General features: G+C 72.4%; 24 protein-coding genes. 14 read left to right on the top strand and 10 right to left on the bottom strand.

Features of this window, described 5'->3' with window-relative positions:
* The first annotated feature begins 5 nt into the window (after positions 1-5).
* Genes P5P86_RS12125 through P5P86_RS12115 form a run of 3 tightly spaced genes read left to right on the top strand, consistent with a single transcriptional unit; the run spans position 6 to position 2,164 of the window.
* Complete coding sequence (locus P5P86_RS12125) at positions 6-899, top strand: heavy metal-binding domain-containing protein (protein WP_280607693.1); 894 nt, start codon at positions 6-8, stop codon at positions 897-899.
* Entirely contained in the window at positions 896-1,726 is an 831-nt protein-coding gene (locus P5P86_RS12120; RefSeq protein ID WP_280607692.1) for a heavy metal-binding domain-containing protein, read from the top strand. Before P5P86_RS12125 ends, P5P86_RS12120 begins: the two co-directional genes overlap by 4 nt.
* A 12-nt stretch (positions 1,727-1,738) precedes the next feature.
* The gene (locus P5P86_RS12115; protein WP_280607691.1) at positions 1,739-2,164 is read left to right on the top strand and encodes a hypothetical protein; all 426 of its coding nucleotides are present in this window, start codon (positions 1,739-1,741) and stop codon (positions 2,162-2,164) included.
* A gap of 3 nt (positions 2,165-2,167) precedes the next feature.
* Here P5P86_RS12115 and P5P86_RS12110 read toward each other — a convergent pair whose 3' ends face one another.
* Both P5P86_RS12110 and P5P86_RS12105 read right to left on the bottom strand, forming a co-directional pair.
* Complete coding sequence (locus P5P86_RS12110; RefSeq protein ID WP_280607690.1) at positions 2,168-3,079, bottom strand: oxygenase MpaB family protein; 912 nt, start codon at positions 3,077-3,079, stop codon at positions 2,168-2,170.
* Positions 3,070-3,513: a hypothetical protein gene (locus tag P5P86_RS12105; protein WP_280607689.1), complete on the bottom strand. Its 444-nt coding sequence runs from the start codon at positions 3,511-3,513 to the stop codon at positions 3,070-3,072. The genes P5P86_RS12110 and P5P86_RS12105 overlap by 10 nt, the downstream gene beginning before the upstream one ends.
* Before the next feature lie 118 nt (positions 3,514-3,631).
* Between P5P86_RS12105 and P5P86_RS12100 the strand changes: the two genes are divergently transcribed.
* From P5P86_RS12100 to P5P86_RS12080, 5 genes are all read left to right on the top strand, one after another.
* The gene (locus P5P86_RS12100) at positions 3,632-4,900 is read left to right on the top strand and encodes a threonine/serine exporter family protein (protein WP_280607688.1); all 1,269 of its coding nucleotides are present in this window, start codon (positions 3,632-3,634) and stop codon (positions 4,898-4,900) included.
* On the top strand, positions 4,897-5,316 hold the full coding sequence (locus P5P86_RS12095; protein WP_280607687.1) for a pyridoxamine 5'-phosphate oxidase family protein: 420 nt from the start codon (positions 4,897-4,899) through the stop codon (positions 5,314-5,316). The genes P5P86_RS12100 and P5P86_RS12095 overlap by 4 nt, the downstream gene beginning before the upstream one ends.
* A gap of 64 nt (positions 5,317-5,380) precedes the next feature.
* Positions 5,381-5,779, top strand: a complete 399-nt coding sequence (locus P5P86_RS12090; RefSeq protein ID WP_280607686.1) for a homing endonuclease associated repeat-containing protein — start codon at positions 5,381-5,383, stop codon at positions 5,777-5,779.
* Between the two features lie 92 nt (positions 5,780-5,871).
* Positions 5,872-6,852, top strand: coding sequence for an Ig-like domain repeat protein (locus tag P5P86_RS12085; RefSeq protein ID WP_280607685.1), 981 nt, complete (start codon positions 5,872-5,874; stop codon positions 6,850-6,852).
* 78 nt (positions 6,853-6,930) lie between these two features.
* Complete coding sequence (locus P5P86_RS12080) at positions 6,931-7,464, top strand: maltokinase N-terminal cap-like domain-containing protein (RefSeq protein ID WP_280607684.1); 534 nt, start codon at positions 6,931-6,933, stop codon at positions 7,462-7,464.
* Here P5P86_RS12080 and P5P86_RS12075 read toward each other — a convergent pair.
* Positions 7,458-8,414, bottom strand: a complete 957-nt coding sequence (locus P5P86_RS12075; protein WP_280607683.1) for an SDR family NAD(P)-dependent oxidoreductase — start codon at positions 8,412-8,414, stop codon at positions 7,458-7,460. The genes P5P86_RS12080 and P5P86_RS12075 overlap by 7 nt on opposite strands.
* A 113-nt stretch (positions 8,415-8,527) precedes the next feature.
* Here P5P86_RS12075 and P5P86_RS12070 point away from each other — a divergent pair, with 113 nt between their 5' ends.
* The 5 genes from P5P86_RS12070 to P5P86_RS12050 all read left to right on the top strand — a co-directional run bounded on the left by P5P86_RS12070 (position 8,528) and on the right by P5P86_RS12050 (position 16,407).
* On the top strand, positions 8,528-10,279 hold the full coding sequence (locus tag P5P86_RS12070; RefSeq protein ID WP_280607682.1) for a putative bifunctional diguanylate cyclase/phosphodiesterase: 1,752 nt from the start codon (positions 8,528-8,530) through the stop codon (positions 10,277-10,279).
* Between the two features lie 167 nt (positions 10,280-10,446).
* Positions 10,447-12,441, top strand: coding sequence for a putative bifunctional diguanylate cyclase/phosphodiesterase (locus P5P86_RS12065; protein WP_280607681.1), 1,995 nt, complete (start codon positions 10,447-10,449; stop codon positions 12,439-12,441).
* A gap of 98 nt (positions 12,442-12,539) precedes the next feature.
* Positions 12,540-14,594 carry a putative bifunctional diguanylate cyclase/phosphodiesterase gene (locus P5P86_RS12060; RefSeq protein WP_280607680.1) on the top strand — a complete coding sequence of 685 codons (2,055 nt, stop codon included), beginning with the start codon at positions 12,540-12,542 and terminating at the stop codon, positions 14,592-14,594.
* Between the two features lie 23 nt (positions 14,595-14,617).
* Entirely contained in the window at positions 14,618-15,802 is a 1,185-nt protein-coding gene (locus P5P86_RS12055; RefSeq protein WP_280607679.1) for an alpha/beta hydrolase, read from the top strand.
* The gene (locus tag P5P86_RS12050) at positions 15,799-16,407 is read left to right on the top strand and encodes a TetR family transcriptional regulator (protein WP_280607678.1); all 609 of its coding nucleotides are present in this window, start codon (positions 15,799-15,801) and stop codon (positions 16,405-16,407) included. The genes P5P86_RS12055 and P5P86_RS12050 overlap by 4 nt, the downstream gene beginning before the upstream one ends.
* On the opposite strand, the gene P5P86_RS12045 is transcribed toward P5P86_RS12050, so the two are convergent.
* Positions 16,404-16,886, bottom strand: coding sequence for a pyridoxamine 5'-phosphate oxidase family protein (locus tag P5P86_RS12045; protein ID WP_280607677.1), 483 nt, complete (start codon positions 16,884-16,886; stop codon positions 16,404-16,406). The two genes, P5P86_RS12050 and P5P86_RS12045, sit on opposite strands and share 4 nt — an antisense overlap.
* A gap of 102 nt (positions 16,887-16,988) precedes the next feature.
* On the opposite strand from P5P86_RS12045, the gene P5P86_RS12040 reads away from it, so the two are divergent.
* On the top strand, positions 16,989-17,300 hold the full coding sequence (locus P5P86_RS12040; RefSeq protein WP_280607676.1) for a DUF6458 family protein: 312 nt from the start codon (positions 16,989-16,991) through the stop codon (positions 17,298-17,300).
* Between the two features lie 26 nt (positions 17,301-17,326).
* Here P5P86_RS12040 and P5P86_RS12035 read toward each other — a convergent pair whose 3' ends face one another.
* The 6 genes from P5P86_RS12035 to P5P86_RS12010 form a co-directional block, all read right to left on the bottom strand.
* Positions 17,327-20,236, bottom strand: a complete 2,910-nt coding sequence (locus tag P5P86_RS12035; protein ID WP_280611254.1) for a bifunctional [glutamine synthetase] adenylyltransferase/[glutamine synthetase]-adenylyl-L-tyrosine phosphorylase — start codon at positions 20,234-20,236, stop codon at positions 17,327-17,329.
* A gap of 16 nt (positions 20,237-20,252) precedes the next feature.
* The gene (locus tag P5P86_RS12030) at positions 20,253-20,990 is read right to left on the bottom strand and encodes a type 1 glutamine amidotransferase (RefSeq protein WP_280607675.1); all 738 of its coding nucleotides are present in this window, start codon (positions 20,988-20,990) and stop codon (positions 20,253-20,255) included.
* An 8-nt stretch (positions 20,991-20,998) separates the two neighbouring features.
* A complete protein-coding gene (locus P5P86_RS12025) occupies positions 20,999-22,339 on the bottom strand; it encodes a glutamine synthetase family protein (RefSeq protein ID WP_280607674.1) in 1,341 nt (446 codons plus the stop codon).
* Positions 22,340-22,366: 27 nt separating this feature from the next.
* On the bottom strand, positions 22,367-23,098 hold the full coding sequence (locus P5P86_RS12020) for a hypothetical protein (RefSeq protein WP_280607673.1): 732 nt from the start codon (positions 23,096-23,098) through the stop codon (positions 22,367-22,369).
* Entirely contained in the window at positions 23,095-23,730 is a 636-nt protein-coding gene (locus P5P86_RS12015) for a SatD family protein (RefSeq protein ID WP_280607672.1), read from the bottom strand. Before P5P86_RS12015 ends, P5P86_RS12020 begins: the two co-directional genes overlap by 4 nt.
* 71 nt (positions 23,731-23,801) lie before the next feature.
* Positions 23,802-25,862 (bottom strand): NAD(+) synthase, encoded by a 2,061-nt coding sequence (locus tag P5P86_RS12010; RefSeq protein ID WP_280607671.1) that lies wholly within the window; start codon positions 25,860-25,862, stop codon positions 23,802-23,804.
* Positions 25,863-25,880 lie beyond the last annotated feature (18 nt).

Below are 25,880 nucleotides of genomic sequence, written 5' to 3'. Positions count from 1 at the left end.
GGCCCGTGCCCGATGAGGAACCGCAGCCCTGGAACGGCATCGGGCTGCCGCCCGCCGCCCGCGAGCGACTCGCCCGCGCAGCCGACGCCCAGGTGGCGACCTCGCTGCTGAGCGTCCCCGACGCGGCAGCCCTGGCCGAGGTCGGCTTCGCACCGGTCGGCGAGGTGATGGGCTGCATCGTCGAGCAGGTGGGCTGGCAGGGCTTCGGCTGTGACATGGCCTACGGCTGGAACACCTCGCGTACCGTCACCTCGGGGACGCGGAGTCGCTGGGCGGGGCTGAGCCCGTACGTCGAAGCGCTCTACCGCGGATGGGACACGGCGTTGCGTCGGCTGTTGGAGGAGGCTCGCCTCCTCGGGGCCGACGGCGTCGTCGGCATCCGGCTGAGCGATCACCACCTCGGCTCGGACAACCTGGAGTTCGTCGCGCTCGGGACCGCGGTGCGCGGGCATGGTCCCGGCCGCGCGAGTGTCCCGTTCACCACCGAGCTGGCCGGCGCCGACGTCGCCAAGCTGTTGCACGCCGGCTGGGTCCCCACGGGCATCGCCGTCGGCATCGCCGCGGCCGTTCGACACGACGACTACCGGACCCAGCAGCAGCGCTGGCGCTGGCAGGCCAATACCGAGATCGACGGCTACACCGACCTCGTCCAGACCGTGCGGCACGACGCCCGAACGCAGTTCGAGCGGCGTGCCCGCAACCACGGCGGAGAGGCGGTCCTCGTCTCCGACCTGGACCTGCACGTCTGGGAGCGCGAGGTGTCGGACAACCACACCGACCACTACGCCCGCGCCCGGTTCGTCGGTACGGCGGCCACGTCCTTCCGGCGTGCCCCCGCCGATCCCACCTCGAGCCTCAGCATCCTGCCGCTCGGCCGACCCAAGGAGACCCGTCGATGACGCTCGACGACACCACCATCCCCCAGGACGCGATCAACCGCCTCAACGCCATGCGCGAGGGCGAGCACCGGGGGTTGTTCACCTCCGACCTCAGCGTCAACGAGTTCCTGCTCGTCCGCGAGGCGGGCTTCCGTCCCCTCGGCCTGGTGCTCGGCTCGAGCATCTACCACGTCGGGCTCCAGCTCAGCCGCTGGGGCAAGAACCAGGAGCTGACCACGCTCTCGGAGGCGATGTACCACGCTCGCGAGCTGGCGATGACGCGGATGGAGGCCGAGGCGGACGCGTTGGGCGCCGACGGCATCGTCGGCGTCCGGCTGGAGATCGAGTTCAAGGAGTTCGGCGAGAACATCGCGGAGTTCATCGCCGTCGGCACCGCGGTCAAGGCCGACCCGGATCACCCGTTGGCGCCACCGAACCACTCCTGGCGCAACGACCTCGGCCAGCCGTTCACCTCCGACCTCTCCGGCCAGGACTTCTGGACGCTGCTGCAGGCCGGGTACGCGCCGCTTGGGATGACGATGGGCACCTGCGTCTACCACATCGGCCACCAGAAGTTCTGGCAGGCGCTGGGCAACGCCGGAGCGAACGTGGAGATCCCGCAGTTCACCGAGGCCCTGTACGACGCCCGCGAGCTGGCCATGGGCCGGATGCAGAACGAGGCCGAGCGACTTCACGCCGAAGGGATCGTCGGCGTGCAGCTCCTCAGCCTGCCGCACCGCTGGGGCGGCCACACCACGGAGTTCTTCGCGATCGGCACCGCCGTACGGGCGTTGCGGGAGGACCACATCATCGCCAAGCCCACGCTGGTCCTGCCGCTGACCGACTGAGAGGATCGGCAGGTGTCCGATTCCCCCGACGATCCCCGCGCAGGCGACCTCGACATCGCCATGGTCGCCGCCGCGCTCCGCGCCGATGTCCGCGATCTCGAGGCCTACGCCACCGTGCTGACCGGAACCCTCGGTGATGCCCTACCGCCGGGAGCGGTCGAGGTCGACCGGAGCCGCTCCGTCGGTGACCGGCTCGCCGGCCGGCCGGGCACGGTGACGCGGATCCGGGCGCACCTGGACGAGGTGACGCTCGAGCTCGAGCCGGTGCGCGGCCGAGCGCCCCGCGCCCGGATCGTCACCGAGGTCGGCGGCGTGGTGATCTCACGTCGGGAGACCACTGTCGAGGAGTGGTCGCAGACGCTCGCCGCGGGACTGGCCGCACAGGCCCGTCGCTCCGAGGAGGCCCGGCGCGCCCTGGCGCGTCTGCTGGGCCTCTGAGGCTCACTCCCCCGCCGCTGACGGTGGAGGTGGGCTCGGTCGCGACTGTGGCTTCGGTGGCGTCGGTGGGCGCTGCGGCGTCATCGCCCATCGGATCGTGCTGGTGGCCACGGTCCCCAGCGCGCGCACGACCGTGCGCTCGGTGACCGGCAGCCACGGTAGGCGCAGCGGCCACCTGGCCCAGCGAGGCATCAGTCCGATCGCCGCCACCGCGAGCACCGTGTACGGCACCCGCTCCGCCAGGCCGAGCGGAGGCCTGAGCAGCAGGAAGCTCACGGCCTCGCGGGCCTCGGGCGTGGAGCGGAGCTCCGGACGGAAGGCCTCCAGCCGCTCCTTGAGGTCGCGTTCGGTCAGGGGCGGATCGAGGACGCCGAGACGCCGCGCCACCTCGGCGGTCTGGGCGACGTACTCGTCGCGCTCGGCGGCATCGAGCGGCCGGGCGCCGTAGGTCTGGTGGGCCGTCAGGAAGCTGTCGATCTCCGCGACGTGCACCCACTCCAGCAGGTGCGGGTCGTCGGCCCGGTACGGCGTGCCGTCCGGCATGGTGCCGCGCACCCGGCGATGGATCCGACGCACCACCTCGATCGCCTCCTCGGCGTCCTCGACGTGGCCGAAGGTGGTGGTTGCCAGGAAGGTGCTGGTCCGTGCCAGCCGGCCCAGCATGTCGCCGCGGTAGCCGCTGTGCTCGGAGACCGCCCGCATCGCAGCCGGGTGCAGCGCCTGGAGCAGCAGCGCGCGCAGGCCGCCGATGAACACGGCCGCGTCGCTGTGCACCCGCCAGATCGGCGTACCCGGCTCCGCCAGTCGGGGTCCGGGGCGGCCGTGGATCCGGTCGCGCCGGGTGGGGCCGTCGGGTCCGGCCACCCGGTCGAAGATCACCGCACCGGCGGCCTGGCGAACGCGAGTCAAGAGCACGTCAGGTCGGTACCCAGATCCGAGAGCAGGGTCGACGCGCTCGTGTTGAGCCTGCCGATCGCGGTGCGCAGCTCGGCCAGGCTGCCGGCGTCGGGCAGCGCCTTGAGCTGGTCCTGGAGGTCGGTGACCTGCGGTTGCAGCCGGTCGCGCTCCTGAGCGCTCAGGTCTCCGACCGCGTCACCGAGGGCCGAGACCTTCGCGCGCACGTCGCCCAGCTGGTCCCGGGCATCGCCGACGTTGCCCTTCCGCAGGTCGGTGATGACCTTCTGCACCGACGTCGACAGGTCGTCGCGGGCCGCGCACGCGCGGTCGGTGGCCGAGTCGCCACCGCAGGCGGCGAGGGCCAGGGCCGACGACAGCGCCAGGGTGAGCGCCGGGAGGGCGACGGCGACGGGTCGGCCCGACCGCCGGCGCGCGGTGTGGGAAGCAGTCATGGCGTGCACTCTGGCCGCACTACGGGGACGGCGCTTCCCCGGAAACCGGTGATCGCCGCGGCCGGGATCAGCATGCACGGATGGGGGCTGGAGACGGCACGGGTGGGACCATGACACCGTGCAGACGAGCCTCGCCCGCGCGGTTCCCGCCCCCGGTCCCGTCCCCGAGTCGACGTACGGCCGCATCGGCGCGCTGCTGTTGGACGCGGGGATGTCGGTCTCCGACGTACGTGACGGTCTGGAGGCGGCATGCGCCACCGCGACGCCCGAGCTGGACCTGACCTTCTCGGTGCTGCCCCAGACGGTGATGGTCAGCGACGACCGGACAGGAGAGACCCGCATGGCCAGCGCCGAGGGTGCTCTGACCTTCCGGCAGTCGGCGCAGGCCAGCCGGCTCTCCCGCGGCATCGCCCGGGGCAGCGTGGGGCTGGCCGAGGTCCCCGAACGCATCGACGCGATCCGTGCCCAGGTACGCCGACACCCGGTCGCGGCGACCACCGTGGGAAGCGCCCTGATCGCCACCGGGCTCGCCACGCTGTTCCGCTGTCCCTGGTGGGCCGAGGGTGCCGCCCTGGTGCTCGGTGCGTTGATCGGTGCCGCCGTCGCCGTCTCGGAGCGGAGGCGTCCGGCGGCCTCGGTGATGCCGTTCGTGACGGCGTTCCTCGCCGCCTCGGCGGTGGGGACGCTCGCCGACCTCTTCGACATCGGGACCGTCCCACTCGCGGCGGTGTGCGCACCCTTCGCCGTCCTGGTGCCGGGCGCCCTGATCACCAACGCTCTGCTCGAACTCACCTCGACCGACATCGTCGCCGGTGCGGCCCGGCTGATGTACGGCGCCATCGCGCTGGCGTTCATGGCGGCCGGCATCGCGGCCGGCGCCTCGCTGACCGGGCTGCACCTCGATCCCACCTCGGCGGGACTGGTGGGCGACATCCCCGGCAGCGAACATCACGGGTCGGCCTGGTCGGCCTGGTCCTCGGTGCCGCCGGAGTGGCTCTCGGTCCTGGGCGTGGTGCTGCTGGCGTTGGGCGTCAGCGTCGCTTTCGGGGCGGGCCGGCGGCTCGCCGGACTCGGCGTGGTCGTCATGCTCGGCACCTACGCCGTGGTCACCCTCGCCTCCGTCCTCACCACCAGCGTCGTCGCGTCCGGCATCGCGGCCGGGCTGCTGCTGGTGGTCGCCCGGGCGGTCGAGCGGCTCCGCGACGCGGTCCCGGCGACCGTCACCTTCCAGCCGGCCTTCCTGCTGCTGGTGCCCGGGACCGTCGGCCTGGTGGCGATCTCCTCGACGAGCACAGCGGCGCTCGCCACCGCCGGCGCGACGTTCGCGAGCGTGTGCATCGGCACCCAGCTCGGCGCGTTGGTCGCCTCGGCGATGATGGCCCCATGACCACGTGGACGCCCGGCTGGGACGCCTTCCCCGCCGACCTGCTCGAGTTCTGGACCGAGCGGCACCTGTGCTCCCTCACCACGGTGCGGCCCGACGGGCGACCGCACGTCGTCCCCGTCGGTGTGGCCCTGGACCACGAGCAGCGCTGCGCCTGGGTGATCACCTCGCGCGCATCGCACAAGGCCCGGCGGATAGCGGCGGCTCCCGACGGGTCGCCCGTCGCCGCGTGTCAGGTCGACGGCGCCCGCTGGTCCACCCTCGAAGGGAGGGCGCTGGTGCACAGCGACGGCGACGCCGTACGACGGGCGGAGCAGTGCTATGCCGGTCGGTACCGCACGCCGCGCCCCAATCCGGAGCGGGTGGCGATCCGGATCGAGGTGGACCGGTTCCTGGTCTCGCGGGCGCTGGTGGGCTGAGCACGGCGGTGCCGGTGCGGCTGCCTCCCTCGTCGGTGAGCCGACGATCCTCTACGGTGCTGACGTGCGCACCCCCGACTTCTCCGACGGCCAGCTGATCGACGGCCTGCGGGCCGCGGCCGCCGAGCTGGGTGAGCCGTTGACCAACGGCGCGTACGACGCCTGGCAGCGCGGCCGCGACATCGCCGCCTCGCCGGCGCTGCTGATCCGGCGGTTCGGGTCGTGGCGGGCGGCGTGCGAGGCCGCCGGGCTCCGCGCCAACGCCACCCGCTCGACGAGCCGGCGCTGGTCGGAGGAGGACCTGGTCGCCGTCGTCGCCACCTACCTGTCGACCGAGGGCGCGACAGGCTCGTTCGCCGACTACTCGGCGTGGGCCAGGACGCGGGAGGACACGCCTAGTGGTGCCACCCTTCGGCAGCGCGGCTCGTGGGCTGAGCTGAAACGGCAGGCGCAATCGCACTGAACGCCTGCGCGCGATCTCGACGTTGTGCGACGCTCGTCGCTGGGCTCCCCGGCCCGTCTCTCGGGACTCCCCCCACCCGGAAGGATCCTGCCTTGCCGCGACCTCGCTCCCTCCTCGGCGCGCTCACCGCCGCGTCGGCCCTCGTTCTCTCCTCGTTCCTCGTGGCAGCGCCCGCAGCGCACGCCGACGACACCGGCACGCTCACGGTCAAGGTCGTCGACCAGTACAACCACCCCACACCGGCGCTGATGGAGGTGCTCGGCGACGACGGCCTCCCTGCGGACAGCAGCGCTTCGCCGAGCGCGTCGGCCAGCCAGAGCTTCGCGCTCGCGGCGGGCGACTACGGTGTCTTGACCCTCACGACATTCTCCGGCTTCCACTGCGTGGGCATCTCGCCCTGTGGCGTCGCGGGACTGTCCTTCGACCCCGCCACTGCGCTCACGGTGACCGCCGGTGAGCCGACGGTGTACGTCATGCACGTCACCGTGCCGAGCATCAGCGGTGCCAATGCCGTCGGCTCGCGCCTGTCGGTGCACATCCCTGCCTCCCTGACCGCGGCGATGAACGTCGCCGGCGGCGGCGGCCCCAACTACACCGCCAGCGTCACCCAGCAGTGGATGCGCGGCAGCGTCCCCATTGCGGGCGCGACCGGAACCGACTACCGCACCGTCCGGGAGGACGGCTCCCGAGCCGTCCAGGCCCAGCTGACGATGACCGGCTACCTGGCCCAGTACAGCGTGCTCGGTCTCCCGACGACGCTCACCACCAACGCCGTCACGATGCAGCCGGCGCCCAAGTCCAAGACCACGACGACGATCAAGGTCCCGAAGAAGTTCAAGCGCGGTCAGCGGGTGAGCGCGAAGGTGAAGGTCGCCTCCCCGGGCTGGGTGGTCGACGGCTACGTCACGGTGTCGATCGGCAAGTTCAAGACGAAGAAGACCCTCAAGCAGGGCGTCGCCTATGTCACGCTGCCGCACCTCAAGACCGGCCACTACACGATCGTGACGAAGTACCTCGGCGCGCTCTACTACCAGGCGTCGAAGGCCAAGAAGACCAAGATCACGGTCCACTGAGGCTGGTCGCGACCGACCGTGGAGGGAAGCGCACACCGGGTGCGCCTGCCAGCCACGGTCGGTCGCTAGGGTTCGACCATGGCAGTCATCCACCGGGCCACGATCGCGCCGACCAAGGCCGAGGTGCTCGAGCGGCGACTCGGCAGCCCGGTGACGGTCCTCGGCGCCTACCGGTTCGACGACCCGGAGGGCCAGGTCGGCGTCGAGGGCTTCCTGCTGGACGCGGGTGGGACGGTGCTGCATGCGGTGCTCACCTACCGCAATGCCCCGCTCGCGGGCGCTGACGCGCACCTGATCTGCACCATGGAGCACAGCGTGCTCGGCACCCGCTGGGTCTACGACGGCCTCGGGGACCCGGTGGCCCTGGGCTGCTACGACCGCGCGCTGCGCGGCGACCAGGCCCAGGCCACCGAGGAGGTCTGGGACGGCGCCGAGCGGATCCAGACCCGCGAGCCCACCGTGCGGGTCACCCTCGTCCTGCCCGACGGGCACGACCAGGAGGCCGGCGTACCGGTGATCGCGACCGACCCGCGCGAGTCGGACGGGTCGCGAGCGCACCTGCTGGCGCGTTGGTCGGGCGGTACCGCGATCGTCGCCGCACGGGGTCATTGACCTCCCCGAGGTCCACGGACCAGGCGACCGACGTTGCGCAGCACCGCGAGGACGCCGAGGCCCCGTCGAGCTCGACCCCCGTCGTCACCGCCTTCGCGGACGTGGTGCGGCGCCAGGACGTTGCCCGGCCCCGGCGCCAGCGGCGCGCCGAGATCGCGGGCTGCGGCGGCGAACAACGGCCCCACGAGCGCGTCGTACAACCGCGGGAACACGGTGAACCCGAAGCGCATCAGCTCATTGGTCAGCTCGAGCTGATCGCGCCCCCGGCGGGTGTCGACCCGATCGAGGAGCTGGCGGGCGACCCGGTCAGGACGGCGCACCGGCGGTGGCGGCATGCCCTGGAACCCCGCGTAGTTGGCCGCCAGCCGGTAGATCGGGGTGTCGATGCCCCCTGGTGCGACGTAGCGCACGCTCACCCCGGGCACGTCGCGGTTCTCCAGCTGTAGCTGGCGCGCCAGCGCCCGCACGCCCCACTTGCTGAGCACGTAGGGACTCATCGTCGGCACCCCGAGGTGCCCGATCACCGAACCGACCAGGACGAGCGTGCCGTGGCGCTGACGCCGCAGCACCGGCAGCACGTGGCGGGCGAGATTGACCGAGCCGGTCAGGTTGGTGGCGATCACGCCGTCGAACACCTCCGCCGGGATCTGCTCGGTCCGGCCGTACGCCGCCACGCCCGCGCAGTGCACCGCGACGTCCACTCGCCCGTGTCGTTCGAGCACGGCCCCGACCAGCGCCTCGACGTCGGAGTCGAGGCCGATGTCGGTCGGGACGGCGAGGGCTGAGGCGGCGCCGGCGCACTCGCAGGCGTCGGCCGTCTCCTGCAACGCGTCGGGGTCACGCGCTGCGAGGACGAGGTGGGCTCCGGCCGATGCCGCCGCGAGGGCTGTCGCGCGGCCGATCCCGCTGGAGGCACCGGTCACCAGGAGGATCCGCTCGGAGTCGATCACGGCTGTCCGTTACCCGCGGTGCGAGCCGCGATGCCCGCACCGTCGGCCGACGCGTCGGCCCGAGAGCCGAACTCACCGCATCCGCGCCATGGCGCTGCCACACTGACCGGGTGATGGATCGAGAGCGCCGCTCGTGGAGCCCCTCCTCCCTCGCTCGGAGCCGGGCATGGCGCGAGGCGCCGTCGGTGGCGACGATCAACACCCTGCGCTGGACCGCCGCGAGCCTCTACCTCCTGGGTGGCACGATCCTGCTGATCGGGACCGCGGTGCGGCTGGGTTCGGATCGGGTCGATGTCCGCAGCATCGCCGTCATCGGCGTGGTCGGGGTGGTCGTCGGCGGGCTGATCCTGGCGACGGGGCGGCGGCTCCCCCGCTGGGCCTACCACGCGGTCATCGCCCTGGGAACCGGGCTCATCTGTGCGCTGGTCCTGCTCGGCCACGGCGATGCCGCCTCGATCGCGCTGAGCATGCCGTTCCTCTTCATCACCATCAACGCGGTCTTCCTCTTCCCGCTCTCCCAGGGCCTCGTGCACGTACTGGTCACCGAGGCCGCCTGCACGATCTGCCTCGCGGCCGTCGACATCGCCCCTGGGTCGATCGTGCTGATCCAGGGCTGCACGCTCGGGACGACACTCGTCGTCGCCTGGCTGGCACGGGCCGCCAGCGCCGCCGACCGGGACTTCCTGACCGGGCTCGCCAGCCGCCGCGGCTTCGACCGCCGGCTGGAGGAGGCGCTGCGGAGCGCCGAGCGCGACGGTCGCCGGCTCTGCCTCGCGGTGCTCGACGTGGACCGCTTCAAGCAGATCAACGACACTGCGGGCCATCCGGCCGGCGACCGGTTGCTGATCGCATGCGCCCGGAGCTGGGCACCGCTGATCCCGCCGGTGGCCACCCTCGCCCGGTACGGCGGGGACGAGTTCGCGCTGCTGCTTCCCGACAGCACCCTCGGCCGGGCGGCCGATCTCGCCGACGTGCTGCGCAGCGGTGCCCCGGCGGAGGTGACAGTGTCGGTCGGCGTGGCCGCCTGGCAGCCGGGCGACTCCGGCTCGATCCTGATGAACCGTGCCGACGTCGCCCTCTACGAGGCCAAGACGGCCGGGCGGGACCGCATCGTCGCCTACGGCGACCCGTCGCGATCGGCCAGCGAGCTGGAGGCCGCCATCGCCGCCGGCGAGATGGTGCTCGCCTACCAGCCCGTCGTGCAGCTGGCCACCGGCGAGGTGATCGGCTGCGAGGCGCTCGCCCGGTGGCAGCACCCGCAAAAGGGGCTGATCATGCCGGACCAGTTCATCCCCGAGGCCGAGCGCACCGGGGCGATCCACGCGCTGGGCGCGTGGTCGCTGGGGACTGTCTGCCGGACCCTGATGGCGAGTGCCGAGCCGCGGCGCTCGGTCGGGGTGAACGCCTCGGCGGTGGAGCTGCGCAGCCCCGACTACGCCTCGAGGGTGATCGCCCTGCTCGATGCCTGGTCGATGCCGGCCAACCTGTTGGTCCTGGAGATCACGGAGGGGGCGTTCGACGACGAGGAACCCCAGGTGCTGGCGAACCTGCGCGCCCTGCGCGCACGCGGCGTCCTCGTCGCCATGGACGACTTCGGCTCCGGCTACTCCTCGCTGCGACGCCTCGAGCAGCTGCCGATCGACGTGCTCAAGATCGACGGCGCTCTCGTCGGAGCCATCGGCGAGGACCGCGACGAGGCTCCGATCCTCGAGGCGATCGTGAGCATCGGCCGCAGCCTCGACGTACGGCTCGTCGCCGAGCGGATCGAGACCGCCCATCAGGCGGAGGTCCTGCGCCGGCTCGGCTACCACCTCGGCCAGGGCTACCACTTCGGTCGGCCGGTGATCGGGGTCCTCCCGCGCTAGGCCGGCCGACGCCGGCACGGTGGTGTCGACGCAACGGGACGGAGGCCCGCGTCGACGGGGACGGAGGCCCGAGTCGACGGGGACGGAGGCCCGAGTCGACGGTCCGGATCGCGCAGCAACCGGCCGAAACGCGCCCCGGCGGCGACGCGGTGCACTAGCCTCCGCCCATGTCCCCGAGCACCGAACCGCGGCGGCGGCGTACGGGCTCGACGGTCCGGCTGCTGCTGACCCACGTCGTCCTCATCCTGATCCCGGTGCTCCTGCTCGGGCTGGGGCTCTCGCTGGGGATCAGGGGTACGGCGCAGAGCCGTGGTCTGGACGAGGCGCGGACCGAGGCGCTGCTGGTCGCCCAGACGGCGGTCGCGCCGCAGCTCGACGGCCAGCCCCTGAGCAAGGGCCTCTCCGCTCGCGAACGCACCGCTATGACCCGCCTGGTGACCCGTGCCGTGACCGACGGGCGGTTGCTCCGGCTGCGGCTGCGCGACGAGCACGGTGCGGTGGTGTTCTCCCAGGATCCGAAGGCGAAGGGAAAGGGGAAGGGGCCGGCGTACGGTGACGATGACGACGAGATCGTCGCAGCGGCGCACGGGGACGTGGTCGCCCAGCTGACCCACCTCAACGCCGACCCGGGAGACTCCGGCCCGGTCGGTCCCGCCGCCGTGGAGGTCTACCTCCCGCTGACGGTCGGCACCTCGGCCAAGCAGATCGGCGTCCTGGAGGCCTACCTGCCCTACGCCCCGATCCAGGCCGACGTGCGCGCGAGCCTGCACGTGCTCTACCGCGACCTCGCGCTCGGCCTGGCCGGCCTCTCGGTGATGCTCTTCGTGATCACGCTCTCGGTCAGCCGCAGGCTCCGGCGTGAGCTGGCGGCCAACGAGTGGATGGCGCGCCACGATGCCCTCACCGGCCTGCCCAACCGAGCCCTGTTCGTCCAGCGGGTCGAGGAGGCGGCCGGATGGGCGGCTCGGACGGGTCGGCCGGTCGTCGTGGCGATGATGGACCTCGACCACTTCAAGGATCTCAACGACACCCTCGGCCACTCCCGGGGCGACGAGCTGCTGGGCATCATCGCCTCCCGGCTGCGGGAGCGCCTGCGCCGCTCCGACACGGTCTCCCGGCTCGGCGGCGACGAGTTCGGCCTGGTGCTGCGCTCGCCCCGTGACCCGCTGGCCGAGCTCGCCGAGCTCGCCGCTGTCGTCGCCTCCGAGGCGCAGGTGGGCGGCCTGCCGTTGTCGGTCGCGCCGAGCGTGGGCTACCTCACGCTGAGTGACGACCGGCTCTCCGCCGAGACGGTCATGCAGCGCGCCGAGGTGGCGATGTACGCCGCGAAGGGCGACCACACCGTGGTCGCCGAGTACTCCCCCGCCCTCGAGCACTTCGTCGCCGCCGACATGGAGCTGATCGCCGAGCTGCCGCACGCACTGAGCAACGGCGACCTCGTGCTGCACTACCAGCCGCAGATCGCTGCAGCCTCGGGCGAGGTGGTGGCGGCCGAGGCGCTGGTGCGGTGGGACCACCCGGTGCACGGCCTCCTCGCGCCGGGCCGCTTCCTGCCGATGGCCGAGCAGACCGACCTCATCGAGCGTCTCACCGCGTGGGTTCTCGGCGCGGCGCTCGCCGACGCCGCCCGGCTGGCGAGCCTTGGCCGACCGATCCCGATCGCCGTCAACGTGTCGGCGCGCAGCGTGGTGCGCGAGGACTTCGCGGGCCAGGTCATGGCCGCCCTGGAGGCGGCAGCGGTGCCGGCCGCGCAGCTGGTGGTCGAGGTGACCGAGACGGCCCTGCTCACCAGCCCCGAGCGAGCACGTCTGGTCCTCGAGCAGCTGGACAGCGCGGGGGTGCACGTGAGCATCGACGACTTCGGCCAGGGCCAGACGTCGCTCGGCTACCTCGCCGACCTGCCGATCGCCGAGCTCAAGATCGACCGCGGCTTCGTGACGGGCATGGCGACCGACCGCGTCCGGACGGCGATCGTCGAGTCGGTCGTGGACCTGGGCCACAACCTGGGTATGCGGGTGGTCGCCGAGGGCGTCGAGACCGAGGAGGACCTGGCCGCCGTGCGCGACCTGGGCTGCGACCTGGCGCAGGGCTACCACATCGCCCGGCCGATGCCGCTCCAGGCTCTCGTCGAGCTGCTGGTGCCGACGGCGATCCGGAGCTGAGGGCGGAGCGGCCGAGCCGACGCCGGGGCTCGCCCTCCGGTGCGGCTCCACGGTGCGGCTCCACGGTGCGGCGCCGCGCGTGCACTAGCGTCCGCACCATGGCCCGCAGCACCGATCGACGGCGCCGTCGAGCCGACTCGACGGCGCGGTCGCTGCTGACCTACGGGCTGGTGATCCTGGTCCCCGTCGTGCTGCTCGGAGCAGGGCTGGTCTGGAACCTCCAGGCGACCGCCAAGAGCCGTGGCCTTGCCCAGGCCCGGTCGGCGGCGCTGCTGCTGGCGCAGACGGCGGTGGCGCCTCAGCTCGACGGCCGCGGTCTCAGCGCCGGCATGTCGAGCCAGGAGCGCGGCGCGATGGCGCGGGTGGCCGCCGACGCGGTCGCGGACGGCCGCGTGCTGCGACTGCAGCTGCGCGACGAACGGGGCGCTGTCGCGTTCTCCTACGACCGGAGCAGCGGGCGCAGGACCGCGAAGCCCCCGGCCAGCCCGGGCGGAGACGTGACGGCGCGCTCCGACGACGACGTCGCCGCCGTGCTCACGCACCTGGACGCCGGCGGTACCGGTACGGCCGGCCCCGCCGCGGTCGCCGTCTCCGTCCCGCTGACCGCCGGCTCGCCCGCCCAGCGCATCGGGACCCTCGACGTCTACCTGCCCTACGCGCCGTACGCCGCTGACGTCGCGGCGATCCGGCGCGCGCTCTACCGCGACCTCGCGCTCTGGCTGCTCGCCGTCCTGGTCTGCCTGGGTGTGGCCGCCGTCGTCCTCGAGCGCAGGCGACGCACGGAGGCGTCGACCGAGAATGCGCTGGTCGGTCTCGACGCGCTCACCGGTCTGCCCAACCGCGCGCTGTTCATGCGGCACGTGGAGGAGGCCGTGACCTGGGTCATCGGGATCGAGCGCACAGCGATCGTCGCGGTCATGGACCTGGACAACTTCAAGAACCTCAACGACACCCTCGGGCACGCCAGCGGCGACGAGCTGCTGGGCATCGTCGCGCGTCGGCTCACCGCGGGCATCAAGCGCCCCGACGTGGTCTCGCGCCTCGGCGGCGACGAGTTCGGTCTCGTCCTGCGCGGCCCGCAGGACCCGCACGCGGCCCTGACCAGGCTCGCCGCGATGGTCTCGGCCGAGGCCGAGGTGGGTGGGCGACCGCTGTCGGTGGCCCCGAGCGTCGGCTACGTGCAGGTCAGCGACGGGCAGGTCTCGGCGCAGACGCTGATGCAGCAGGCCGAGGTGGCGATGTACGCCGCCAAGTCGGACCACACCGTGATCGCCGAGTACGCCGCCGAGATGGAGCGCTTCGGTGCGGCCGACATGGAGCTCATCACCGAGCTCCCGCATGCGCTCAGCAGCGGTCAGCTGGCGCTGCACTACCAGCCACAGATCGCCGCCAGGTCGGGCGCGATCATCGCGGTCGAGGCCCTGGTGCGCTGGAACCACCCCGTCCACGGGCTGCTGCCGCCAGGGCGCTTCCTGCCGATGGCCGAGCAGACCGACCTCATCGAGCGACTGACCGCGTGGGTGCTCGAGCGGGCGCTCAAGGACATGTCGCGGCTCTCCGCGCACGGCACGCCGATCCGGGTCTGCGTCAACGTCTCGGCCCGCAGCGTCGTACGGACGGACTTCGTCCAGCAGGTGACCGACGCGCTGCGACGCGCGGACCTGCCGGCGTCCCAGCTGGTCATCGAGGTCACCGAGACGGCACTGCTCACCAACCCCGAGCGTGCTCGCAGCGTGCTCGAGCAGCTCGCGCAGGCCGGCGTGCACGTCAGCATCGACGACTTCGGCCAGGGCCAGACCTCGCTGGGCTACCTCGCCAACCTGCCGATCGCCGAGCTCAAGATCGACCGTGCCTTCGTCACCGGCATGGCGACCGATCAGGTGCGCAAGGCGATCGCGCGGACGGTGATCGACCTCGGTCACAATCTCAGCATGCGGGTCGTCGCCGAGGGGGTGGAGACGGCGGCCGACCTCGATGCCGTACGCGATCTCGGCTGCGACCTCGCCCAGGGCTACCACATCGCGCACCCGATGGCGCTCGGTGCGCTCGCGGAGCATCTCAGCGCCCACCGCTCGCAGGAACTGAGCGGCGGCCAGGCCGCCGCGGCGACCGTGCCGCCGGCCACCGGCCGCCGCGCGCCCGAGCGCTGGTAGGCGCGGCGTTCTACATTGGCCGCATGCGCGGACACACGGTGCGACAGGCTGCCCTCGCCGTCCTGACGGCGAACGCGGTGCGTCCTCTCGACACGCGGGCGACGGCGGTGCCGGCCTTCGCAGCCGGGTGGATCACCGGCGAGCTGGCACCGCAGCTGCTGCTCGCCGGGCTGGCGGACACCGCTGTGGGCCTCGTACGGCGGCGGGTGTCGCCGCTGGGCCTGGCGCTCGCGGCCGCGACCACAGCCGGGCTGGGGTACCTCACCTGGCGCGCCAGCGGCGCCGGCGCCGCGTTCAAGGAGGTGCTCGACGAGACCCTCGCGGCCGTCTCCCCCGAGCCGTCGGCGCAGGAGAAGCGCACCGACCGGACCTCGCTGCGCACGCTGGCGCGGCCGTTCGCGCTCGCAGACCCGCGCGTGGAGGTGATCCGCGACGTCCCCTACACCGAGGGCGGCGTCAAGGCGCGGCTGGACATCTACCGGCCGCGCGAGGAGCACCGCGTCCCCGACGCCCCGGTCCTGGTGCAGATCCACGGCGGCGCCTGGACGATCGGCCGCAAGGAGGAGCAGGGCCTGCTCCTGATGAACCGGATGGCCGCGCAGGGCTGGGTCTGCGTGGCGATCAACTACCGCTTGGCACCGAAGTACCGCTGGCCCACCCAGATCAACGACGTGCGCAACGCGATCGCGTGGGTGCGCGATCACATCGACGAGTACGGCGGCGACCCGGGGCACCTGGTCCTCACCGGTGGCTCCGCCGGCGGTCACCTGGCCGCTCTGGCCGCCCTCACGGCCGACCCGCCGGTCGCCGGCTGCGTACCCTTCTACGGCGTCTACGACATGGCGAGCGACGATCCCTACGCGGTCTACGTCCGGCGCTTCCTCACCCGCCGGGTCTTCGCCGACGGAGCCACCATCGAGGACTTCCGCGAGGCCTCGCCGATCGAGCACATCACCCCGGACGCGCCCGACTTCCTCGTCATCCACGGCGACGCCGACACGATGGTCTCGGTCCGGCAGGCGCGCGCCTTCGTGGAGCGGTTGCGTGAGGTGTCCCGTGCGAGCGTCACCTACGTGGAGGTGCCGGGGGCGCAGCATGCCTTCGAGATCTTCGGTTCGATCCGCGCGCACGCGGCGATCGGCGCGGTGCAGCAATGGCTTGAATGGCACCGCCAGCACGACCATCAGGAGTCGGAGACCGCCCCGTGACCAGCACGGGCGCCACCGAGGCGCGCTCCCGCGCCGGATCAGCCGCCCGGCTCGAACGTCGGCGGCGGATCCTGGACGCGACGATCGCGCTGGCCTCCGAGGGCGGATTCGAGGCCGTCCAGATGCGCACCGTGGCCGAACAGGCCCAGGTCGCGCTCGGCACGCTCTACCGCTACTTCCCCTCCAAGATCCACCTGCTGGTCGGTGCCCTCGATCGCGAGTTCGAGCAGGCGGAGCAGCGCACGGCTGTTCGGGCGATCCCCGGTACGTCGCCGCAGGAACGCGTGATGTTCCTCCTCGGCCGCACCACCAGGCTGCTGCAGAAGCAGCCGCTGCTCACCGAGGCGATGGTGCGGGCCTTCATGTTCGCCGACGCGTCGGTCTCCGGCGAGATCCACGGCGTCGCCCGGCGGCTCAGCACGATGATCGCCCGCGCTATCGCAGGCTCTCCCGAGCACGGTGAGGCCACCGCCGCGGAGGCGGCCGTCATCCGGGTGATCTCGGACGTGTGGCTGGCCGCGCTGGTGGGCTGGGTGACCGGCCGCACCGCCCCCGAGGACGTCGAGCACCAACTGGAGGTGGCGGTCGGCCTCCTGCTCCGCTAGCCGGCCTGCCCCGGCAGCGACGCCATCTTGCGGTGGTCCCAGCTGGCGATCCGCTCCGGCTCGATGACCACCCCGACGCGCTTGCGCGCCTGGGCGTCGAGCACCTGGTCACCGAGCTCGCCGAGATCGGCTCCGCCGGCCATCCGCCTCATCACCCGGGCGCCGAGCACGCGCACCTCGTCGTACTCCTCTACCAGACGCGCGGTGCCGCGGATGCTGACGCCGCGCAGCTCGAAGTAGTCCGTGCCGTCCTCCACCAGAGCGCTGACCCGCGCGTCCCGGCGCAGGTTGGTGATCTTCTGCGAGGACGCATAGGTCCAGAAGGCGATGTGGCCGGCCTCGTCGAGCGCGTAGAACAGCGTGGCCAGGTGCGGCGTACCGTCCAGGCCGATGGTGGCGACCTGGACCTTCATCTGGTCGGCGAGGAAGCCGGCGAGCTCCTCCTCGGTGAGTCGTACGGCGTCGCGTCCGGCGGCCATCGTCATCCCTCCTCGCCGCGATCGTGTCGCGGCCCTACGAGAACACGTTCTAACCTAGCAGCGATCCGCAGGGGCGATCGGGTCGCAGCGGTTTGGCCGACGGTGAAGCAGGGCACCGAGACCCACGATCACGCCCGCAAGCAGAGCGGGCTGGACACGAAGGAGTCTGTCATGGGCTACGGCGGTGGAGCATTTCTTCTGGCGGTGGGCCTCATCCTTGCCCTGGCCGTCGACAAGCAGGTCCAGGGTGTCGAGGTGCACACCATCGGCTGGATCCTCGCAGCGGTCGGCGCGGCGGTGATCGTCCTGACGGCGATGACCTGGAACCGCGGGCGGGCCAACCGCACGGTCGCGACGACGACGCACGCGGACGGCACCCAGACCGTCCAGGAGCGTCGGACCAGCGAGTACTGAGCAACCGGGAGGGCGACTGAGCTCGGTCAGTCGCCCCAGAACACCCGGTCCACGATGCCGCTGGCCAGTCGGGTGGCCCGCAGGTAGTCGTTGACCATCTCGTCGCTCGCGTCCGCGGGGTAGCCCAGGATCGAGGCGACAGCGCGACGTTCGGTGACGTTGGTGGGCAGCTGGTCCGAGGGCCGGCCGCGCACCAGCGTCACCGCGTTGCGCATCCGGCTCACCCGCCGCCAGGCCTCGGCGAGCCCGTCGGCGTCGTCCGCCGCGATCAGGTCCGCGGCGACCGCCGCCGTCAACGCTTCCAGCGTGCGCGGCGTCCGGAGCCCGGGTACGGCGTGGGAGTGGCGCATCTGCAACAGCTGCACGCTCCACTCGATGTCGGCCAGGCCGCCGCGTCCGAGCTTGAGATGCGTCGCCGGGTCCGCCCCGCGCGGCAGCCGCTCGGCGTCGACGCGGCCCTTGATCCGGCGCACCTCGCGCACGTCGCCCTCGGCCAGCCCCGTCGCCGGATAGCGCAACGGGTCGATCATCGCGGTGAAGGCGTCGCGCAGACCCGCGTCACCGACGACCGCGTCCGCACGCAGCAGAGCCTGGGCCTCCCAGACCATCGACCACTTGGCGTAGTAGGCCGCGTAGGAGTCGAGGGTGCGCACCAGGGCACCCTGCCGACCCTCGGGACGCAGGTCGGCGTCGAGCAACAGCGCCGAATCCGAGCCGGGCGAGTTGAGCAGGCCGCGCAGCCGCTCCACGACGGCGCGGGCGAAGGTCGCCGCCACCTCGGTGGCGACACCCTCCTCGGGCTGGTGCACGAACAGGACGTCCGCGTCGCTGGCATAGGACAGCTCGAAGCCGCCGTAGCGGCCCATCGCGACGATGGCGAGCCGCGTCGGCGGCGCTGCCAGCCCCTGCTGGGCGGCCACCTCCTGGACCACCGCCCCCAGCGTGGACTCCAGCACCGCGTCGGTGAGTCGGCTCAGCGCGGCGCCGACCTGCTCGACGTCGAGCACGCCGACCAGCTCACCCGCGCTGATCCGGAACAGCTCGCGCCGCCTGATCCCGCGCACCAGATGCACCGCTGCCGCCAGGTCCCGGTGGCGCTCGACGACGCCCCGCATCTCGGCGAGCAGGCTCTCGGACGGGGTCGGCTCCAGCGAGCCGCCGAGGATCCGCACCCCCTCGGGCTCCCGCTCGAGGAGCGCGGTGGTGTAACGCGAGGTCGACAGCACGCGAGCCAGGCGCTCGGCGATCAGCCCCTCGTCGCGCAGGGCGCGCAGGTACCAGGGCGAGGATCCGAGCGCCTCGCTGATGCGACGGAAGCCGAACAGGCCCATGTCCGGATCGGGTCCCTCGGCGAACCACTGCAGCATCACCGGGAGCAGGGTGCGCTGCATCGCCGCGCTCCGTCTGACCCCGCTGCTGAGCGCGTCGAGATGCCGCAGCGCGGCCGCGGGGTCGGCGTACCCGAGGGCGGTCAGCCGCTCCTCGGCCGCGGCGAGTGAGAGCCGGGCCTCCTCGCCGGGTATCCGGGCCACTGCCGAGAGCAGCGGGCGGTAGAAGAGCTTCTGGTGCAGCCGTCCGACCGTCATGCGGTGGAAGGCGAGCTCCTTCTCGAGCGAGGCGGCGGGGTCGCGCATCAGACCCATCGAGCGGCCCAGGTGACGCAGCGACTCCTCGTCGCGCGGGAGGACGTGAGTACGCCTCAGCCGGCGCAGCTGGATGCGGTGCTCCAGGGTCCGCAGGAACGTGTACGCCGCGTGCAGCGCCTCGCCGTCCTCGCGGCCGACGTACCCGCCCTCGGTAAGCCGCGCGATCGCGCTCAGCGTCGCCGGCACCCGCAACGAGGTGTCCGCGCGCCCGTGCACGAGCTGGAGCAGCTGCACGGCGAACTCGACGTCGCGCAGCCCGCCGACCCCGAGCTTGAGCTCGCGGTCGGCGTCCTTGGCCGGGATGTGATCGACCACCCGGCGGCGCATGGCCTGGGTGTCGGCGACGAAGCCGTCGCGCTCGGCGGCGCGCCACACCAGCGGCGAGAGCTGTTCGACGTAGGCGGCACCGAGCTCGCGGTCGCCGGCCACCGGGCGTGCCTTGAGCAGCGCCTGGAACTCCCAGGTGGACGCCCAGCGCTCGTAATAGGCGACGTGGCCGGCGAGGGTGCGGCTCAACACGCCCGACTTGCCTTCGGGACGCAGGGCCGCGTCGACCTGCCAGATGGCGCCCTCGCGGGTGTGCTCGGAGCAGATCCGCATCAGCGCGCTGGCCAGCCTGACGGCGATCTCGTCCGGGCCGTCGTGCACGAAGATCACGTCGACGTCGGAGACGTAGTTGAGCTCGTGGGCACCGCACTTGCCCATCGCGATGACCGCCAGCCGCACCCGGTCGGCGCCGTCGACCTCGGTGCGCGCGATCGCCAGCGCTGCCTCCAGCGTGCCGGCGGCCAGGTCGGAGAGCTCGGCGGCGACGTCGTCGACGCCCATCTCGTGACCCAGATCGCGGGCGGCCAGCCGCAGCAGCAGCCGCCGGTACTCGACCCGGAGGGCGTCGCGCGCAGCCACCGGGTCGAGCCCGGCGACCGCGTCGAGCAGGTGATCGCGCAGGAAGTACGCCGCCGGCCTGGTCGAGCCCAGCATGGGGTCGCACAGGTCGCGCCACTGCTCCGGGTGCCGGGCGAGGTGGTCGCCGAGCGCCTCGGAGGCACCGAGCACGGACAGCAGCCGCATCGCGGTGCCCTCGTCGTCGGCGAGCTCGTCGAGCAGCTGCTCCCGATCGGGGACCGCATCGGCCAGCCGCACCAATGCGGCAAGCGCGAGGTCCGGGTCGGCGGTGCGGCCGAAGAGCGCGATCAGCGGGTCGGTGACGGTGCCGAGGGAGGCCATCCCCGCGGCTGCCGCGTCGGTGTCGGTGAAACCGAGCCGCAGCAGCAGCCCCTTGCCGGTCATGGTCCGAGGGCTCACGTCACTCCCACAACGCTCCGTTGGCCGCGGAGCGGCCCCGTGCCATCCGGGCGAAGGCCTGCGCCAGCGGGCGCCAGGCATCGGTGAGCTCCTCGGCCGCCGCCCTGGTCTGGGACACCAGTTCCTCCGCCGTCAGGCCGGCCGCGTGCACCCCACCGGCGTCGACGGCCGTCCAGGTCGCCACCACCTCGCCGTCGACCTCGGGGTGGAACTGCACACCCCACACCGTCCGGGCCAGCCGGGCCGCCTGCACCTCGCCGTGCGGTCCGCGCGCGAGCACCTCCGCCTCGGGAGGCAGGCCCACCACGACGTCCTGGTTCCAGTGCACCGCCCGGCCCTCGCCGGCGATCCGGTCCACGAGCGGATCCAGCAGCACCTCGCAGCCCCAGCCGACATCGAGCACACCGATCTGCGGACCCGCCTCGCGGCGGGCCACGGTGCCGCCGAGCGCGATCGCCGCCAGCTGGTGGCCCAGGCAGATGCCCAGCGTGGGCGCGCCGAGCAGGGCGGCCTCGCGGATCCGGTCACGGGTGGCGGGCAGCCACGGGCAGCCGGCGTCGTCGTCGGCGTCCATCGCGCCGCCGAGCACGAGCAGGCCGTCGTACTGCCGCACGCTGGGCTGCTCCTCGCCGAGGTGGGCCCGGCGCACGTCGAGCCGGCAGCCCGCCTCCTCCAGCCAGGTCCCGAACAGGGCCGGCGGGCAGGTGGGATCGTGCTGCACGACCAGGACGCGCGTCATCGGGCGGCCTAGAGCACCGGCAGCATCCGCGAGCGCTCGAAGGCGCTGACCTGTGCGCGGTACTCGGCCCACTCGGCACGCTTGTTGCGCAGGAAGAAGTCGTACACGTGCTCGCCGAGGGTCTCGGCCAGCAGCTCGGACTTCTCCGCGACGGCGATCGCCTCGTCGAGCCCGCGCGGCAGCGGGTCGATGCCCAGCGCCGCACGCTCGCGGTCGGTGAGGGCCCACACGTCGTCCTCGGCCTCGGGCGGGAGCTCGTACTCCTCCTCGATGCCCTTCATCCCGGCCGCGAGCACCGCGGCGAACGCGAGGTAGGGGTTGCAGGCGGGGTCCAGGGTGCGGATCTCGACCCGGGTGGACTGGCCCTTGGACGGCTTGTACATGGGCACCCGGATCATCGCCGAGCGGTTGTTGTGCCCCCACGAGATGTGCGCCGGCGCTTCGCCCTCGGCCACGATCCGCTTGTAGGAGTTCACCCACTGGTTGGTCACCACGCTGATCTCGGGTGCGTGCCGCAGGACCCCGGCGATGAAGCGGCGGCCGGTCTGGGAGAGCTGGTACTCGGCGCCGGCCTCGTAGAAGGCGTTCTGGTCGCCCTCGAAGAGGCTCACGTGCGTGTGCATGCCCGACCCGGGGAAGTCGGTGAAGGGCTTGGGCATGAACGAGGCCCACACCCCCTGGCTGAGTGCCACCTCCCGGATGACGGTGCGGAAGGTCATGATGTTGTCGGCGGTGGAGAGCGCGTCCGCGTAGCGCAGGTCGATCTCCTGCTGGCCCGGACCGCCCTCGTGGTGGCTGAACTCCACCGAGATGCCCATCGCCTCGAGGTAGTTGATCGCCTCGCGCCGGAAGTCGGCGCCCATCGACTGCGCGGTGTGGTCGAAGTAGCCGCTGGAGTCGACCGGAACCGGCGTCACACCGTCCGACGGCTCGTCCTTGAAGAGGTAGAACTCGATCTCGGGGTGGGTGTAGAAGGTCAGCCCCTTCTCGGCCGCCCTCGACAGCGTGCGCTTGAGCACATAGCGCGGGTCGGCGTACGACGGGCTGCCGTCGGGCATCACGATGTCGCAGAACATGCGCGCGGTGGCGGGGCCGTGGTCGACCCGCCAGGGCAGGAGCTGGAAGGTGCTGGGGTCGGGCAGCGCCAGCATGTCCGACTCGGTCACCCGGGCGAAGCCCTCGATCGCGCTGCCGTCGAAGCCGATGCCCTCGGCGAAGGCCCCCTCGAGCTCGGCGGGAGCGATCGCGACGGACTTGAGGAAGCCGAGCACGTCGGTGAACCACAGTCGCACGAACCGGACATCGCGCTCCTCGAGCGCCCTCAGGACGAAGTCCTCCTGCTTACCCATGGGCGTGAGCCTAGTGGTCGCCGGGCCTCAGCGAGCCAGGAGCACCAGAGTCGTGAGCGCGACGAGCCAGGAGACGAAGCTGCCGACCAGGAAATACTCCGTCACGGCGGCGATGTCGAGCTCCCGGCGAGCGGCTTGGAGCTCGGGGAAGCGCAGCAGCCCCTTGGCCGCCACGACGATCCCGGCCGCCGTGTAGTCGCCGGCCAGACCGAGCCCGAGGATGACCAGCCGCTCCATCGGCCCGAGCAGCCGACCGCCCTTGAGCCGCGGCGCCGGCTCCCGCGCGCCGGCCTGGGCCGGGTTGATGGTGTGGGTCGCGAGCAGCACCAGCCGGACCAGGACGTTGCCGGTCGAGCCCTGCACCAGCAGGCCACCGGCGAGGAGCAGCGCCCGATCGGTCGAGACGTCGTGCAGCAACGGGATCGGCGTGGCGCGCAGCCACGCGCCGAGCGGCCCATCGTGGGGGTGCACCCAGGGGGTGGTCGCCAGGGCGAGCACCAGCAGCGTGGTCGCGAACGCGAGCGGGAGCCAGGCCCTGTCGGAGCCGAAGCCGATCCGCACCACCAGCCCCCACCCGACGACGGCCGCGGCGAGCAGGACGAGGGCGAGCACGTCGCGGGCGCCCTCGACGCCCGCGAGCAGGCCGACAGCCACCGTCACCGCCGCCGCCACGGACTCCGGCAGCCAGCGCGTCGGACGCAGGGCGTGCGCGAGGTCGGCCAGGCCGAAGCCGATCAGCAGGAGCGCCAGCCAGGTCACCGCACCGTCCCCAGGCTGCTGTCGATGTCGATCAGCACCGCCAGGCCGTCGCGCCGTACCCGCTGGGAGACGGCCGACGGGCTGATCCCGAGGTCGTGGGCGATCTCGCGCTGGCTCATGTCGCGCAGCATGCCATCGAGCACCGACAGCGAGACGGCGTCGAGCCGACCGAGCAGCTCGTCGCGGGCCGCCAGGGCGGCGTCGATCGCCGCGCGGTCGGGGGCGGCACTGTCCGGGGCCGGCACGTACGCCGTACGCAGCCTGCTCCGCGCCGGCTCGCGCTGGAGGCGGGCGACGCGCTCGATCGCCTCCCGGGCCGCCCACCATCCGGGGCCGTCCTCCACGCGCGGCTCGTCGCTGAGCGTGCGGATCTCACCCCACCCGATGCCGTGCCGGACGTCGACGTCGGGAGCCAGCAGCAGCCGTAGCCGCAACGTCGCCGCGATCGCGGCCCCCACGCCGGCGAAGACACCCTGGTACTCGTCGCCGACGGTCACCCGCAGCGGCGTGACCACCCCGAGCTCCCGGTTGACGCGGTCGAGCGTGGCGAGCAGGACGCGGTGCAGCGAGTCGCGGTCGGACGCGCCGCGGGACCCCACCACGTCTCCGATGACCGTCGCACGCTCGACCATGTGAAGAGAATACCTTCATTTCTCGAAAATGAAGGTATTCGCTTCATTCTCCCGTCGAGAAGCTGTCGGCTTCACACGCTCGGGACCCGTGCCTCCAGCTCGGCGAGCCACACGGCGGCGCTGGCATCCGACGGCATCCGCCAGTCACCGCGCGGGGACATCGAGCCTCCGTGGCTCACCTTCGGCCCGTTCGGCAGCGCCGAGCGCTTGAACTGGTTGGCGAAGAACCGTCTGATGAAGACCTCCAGCCAGTGCCGGATCTCGGCGAGGTCGTACGCCGTTCGTTTGCCCTCGGGATAGCCCGCCGGCCAGTCGCCACCCTCCACGTCGTGCCACGCCTGCCAGGCGAGGAAGGCGATCTTCGAGGGGCTGAAGCCGTAGCGGATGACGTGGAAGAGCGTGAAGTCCTGCAGCGAGTACGGACCGACCTTCGCCTCCGTGGACTGCGGCTGCTCCCCCGGCACGAGCTCCGGACTGATCTCCTGCTCGACGATCGTCTCGAGCACCGCGTTCGTCTGGGCGTCGAACCGGTCGGTCGAGATCACCCACCGGATCAGGTGCTGGATCAGCGTCTTGGGCACCCCGGCGTTGACGCCGTAGTGCGACATCTGGTCGCCGACGCCGTAGGTGCACCAGCCCAGCGCCAGCTCGGAGAGGTCGCCGGTGCCGACCACGATGCCGCCGCGCTGGTTCGCCAGCCGGAAGAGGTAGTCGTAGCGCAGCCCGGCCTGGACGTTCTCGAAGGTCACGTCGTACACCGCAGGATCGGTCGAGGTGCCCTCCGAGACCCCGAACGGATGCCCCATGGCCTTGAGCATCTGGGTGGCGGCGGGTCGGATGTCGAGCGTCTCGTAGGTCGTCCCGAGCGACTCCATCAGCGCGTTGGCGCTGGATCTCGTGCTGTCGCTGGTGGCGAAGCCGGGCATGGTGAACGCCAGGATGTCGCTGCGCGGGCGGCCGAGCTGGTCCATCGCGTCGGCGGCCACGATCAGCGCATGGGTGGAGTCCAGGCCGCCGCTGACGCCGATCACGACCTTGGTGCCCGGACCGATCGCGCGCAGCCGCTGGACCAGGCCGCTGACCTGGATGTGGTAGGCCTCGTAGCAGTCCTGCGCCAGCCGATCAGGGTCGTCGGGCACGAACGGGAAGCGGTCCACCTTGCGCCGCAGCGCCGAGGCGACCAGCGGCGGCTCGAGCTCGAACTCGATCACCTCGAAGGAGTCCACGTCGCCGGTCTCGCCGCTCAGCGTGCGGCGGTTGTCGTCGAAGGTCCCCATCCTGATGCGCTCGGCACGGATCCGGTCCAGGTCGACGTCCACGACCGTACGCCGGGGACCGTCCGGGAAGCGCTCGCTCTCCCCCAGCAGCCTCCCGAGCTCGTAGACCATCGTCTGCCCGTCCCACGACAGGTCGGTGGAGGACTCGCCCTGGCCGGCGGCGGTGTAGACGTAGGCGGCCTGGCAGCGTGCGCTGCCGCTCTGCACCAGCTGCCGGCGTGCCTCGGAGCGGCCGACGGTGATCGGGCTGGCACTGAGGTTGAGCAGCACGGTGGCGCCGGCGAGGGCGGCCCGCGCGCTGGGCGGGACCGGCACCCACATGTCCTCGCAGACCTCGACGTGGAAGGTCAGCCCCGGCACGTCGGTGGCCCGGAACAGCAGGTGCGGGGAGAGCGGCACCTCCGCGCCCCCGATCGCGATCGTGGAGTCGAGGTCGTCGCCGGGTGCGAACCAGCGCCGCTCGTAGAACTCGCGGTAGGTGGGCAGGTAGGACTTCGGGGCCACGCCGAGGATCTCGCCGCGGTGGATCACCACGGCGGCGTTCAGGATCCGGTTGCCGTGCAGCAGCGGCGCGCCCACCACGATCACCGGCAGCAGCTCCTCGCTGGCGACGGCGATCGCCTGGATGGCGGCGGTGACGGCCTCGAGCAGCGGCTGCTGGAGGAACAGGTCGTCGATCGCGTACCCGCTCAGGCTCAGCTCGGGGAAGACGGCGACCGCCACCCCGTCCTCGTGGCAGGCGCGCACCTGCTCCAGGACGGTGCGGGCGTTGGTCGCCGGATCGGCGATCTCGACCGGGATGGTGCAGGCCGCGACCCGGGCGAAGCCGTGGGCGTAGGGCGAGTAGAAGTCCACGCTGTGAGTCTAGGGATG

This window comes from Nocardioides sp. BP30 (assembly GCF_029873215.1).
In the GTDB taxonomy this organism is placed as follows: Bacteria; Actinomycetota; Actinomycetes; order Propionibacteriales; family Nocardioidaceae; genus Nocardioides.
This window is presented reverse-complemented; position numbering and strand designations above follow the sequence as displayed.

Bases quoted from the DNA above. Each gene is read 5' to 3' on its own strand.
- P5P86_RS12120 (WP_280607692.1), top strand. From the start codon at position 896: ATGACGCTCGACGACACCACCATCCCCCAGGACGCGATCAACCGCCTC.
- P5P86_RS12105 (WP_280607689.1), bottom strand. From the start codon at position 3,513: ATGACTGCTTCCCACACCGCGCGCCGGCGGTCGGGCCGACCCGTCGCC.
- P5P86_RS12095 (WP_280607687.1), top strand. From the start codon at position 4,897: ATGACCACGTGGACGCCCGGCTGGGACGCCTTCCCCGCCGACCTGCTC.
- P5P86_RS12080 (WP_280607684.1), top strand. From the start codon at position 6,931: ATGGCAGTCATCCACCGGGCCACGATCGCGCCGACCAAGGCCGAGGTG.
- P5P86_RS12070 (WP_280607682.1), top strand. From the start codon at position 8,528: ATGGATCGAGAGCGCCGCTCGTGGAGCCCCTCCTCCCTCGCTCGGAGC.
- P5P86_RS12065 (WP_280607681.1), top strand. From the start codon at position 10,447: ATGTCCCCGAGCACCGAACCGCGGCGGCGGCGTACGGGCTCGACGGTC.
- P5P86_RS12060 (WP_280607680.1), top strand. From the start codon at position 12,540: ATGGCCCGCAGCACCGATCGACGGCGCCGTCGAGCCGACTCGACGGCG.
- P5P86_RS12055 (WP_280607679.1), top strand. From the start codon at position 14,618: ATGCGCGGACACACGGTGCGACAGGCTGCCCTCGCCGTCCTGACGGCG.
- P5P86_RS12045 (WP_280607677.1), bottom strand. From the start codon at position 16,886: ATGGCCGCCGGACGCGACGCCGTACGACTCACCGAGGAGGAGCTCGCC.
- P5P86_RS12035 (WP_280611254.1), bottom strand. From the start codon at position 20,236: ATGACCGGCAAGGGGCTGCTGCTGCGGCTCGGTTTCACCGACACCGAC.
- P5P86_RS12030 (WP_280607675.1), bottom strand. From the start codon at position 20,990: ATGACGCGCGTCCTGGTCGTGCAGCACGATCCCACCTGCCCGCCGGCC.
- P5P86_RS12025 (WP_280607674.1), bottom strand. From the start codon at position 22,339: ATGGGTAAGCAGGAGGACTTCGTCCTGAGGGCGCTCGAGGAGCGCGAT.
- P5P86_RS12015 (WP_280607672.1), bottom strand. From the start codon at position 23,730: ATGGTCGAGCGTGCGACGGTCATCGGAGACGTGGTGGGGTCCCGCGGC.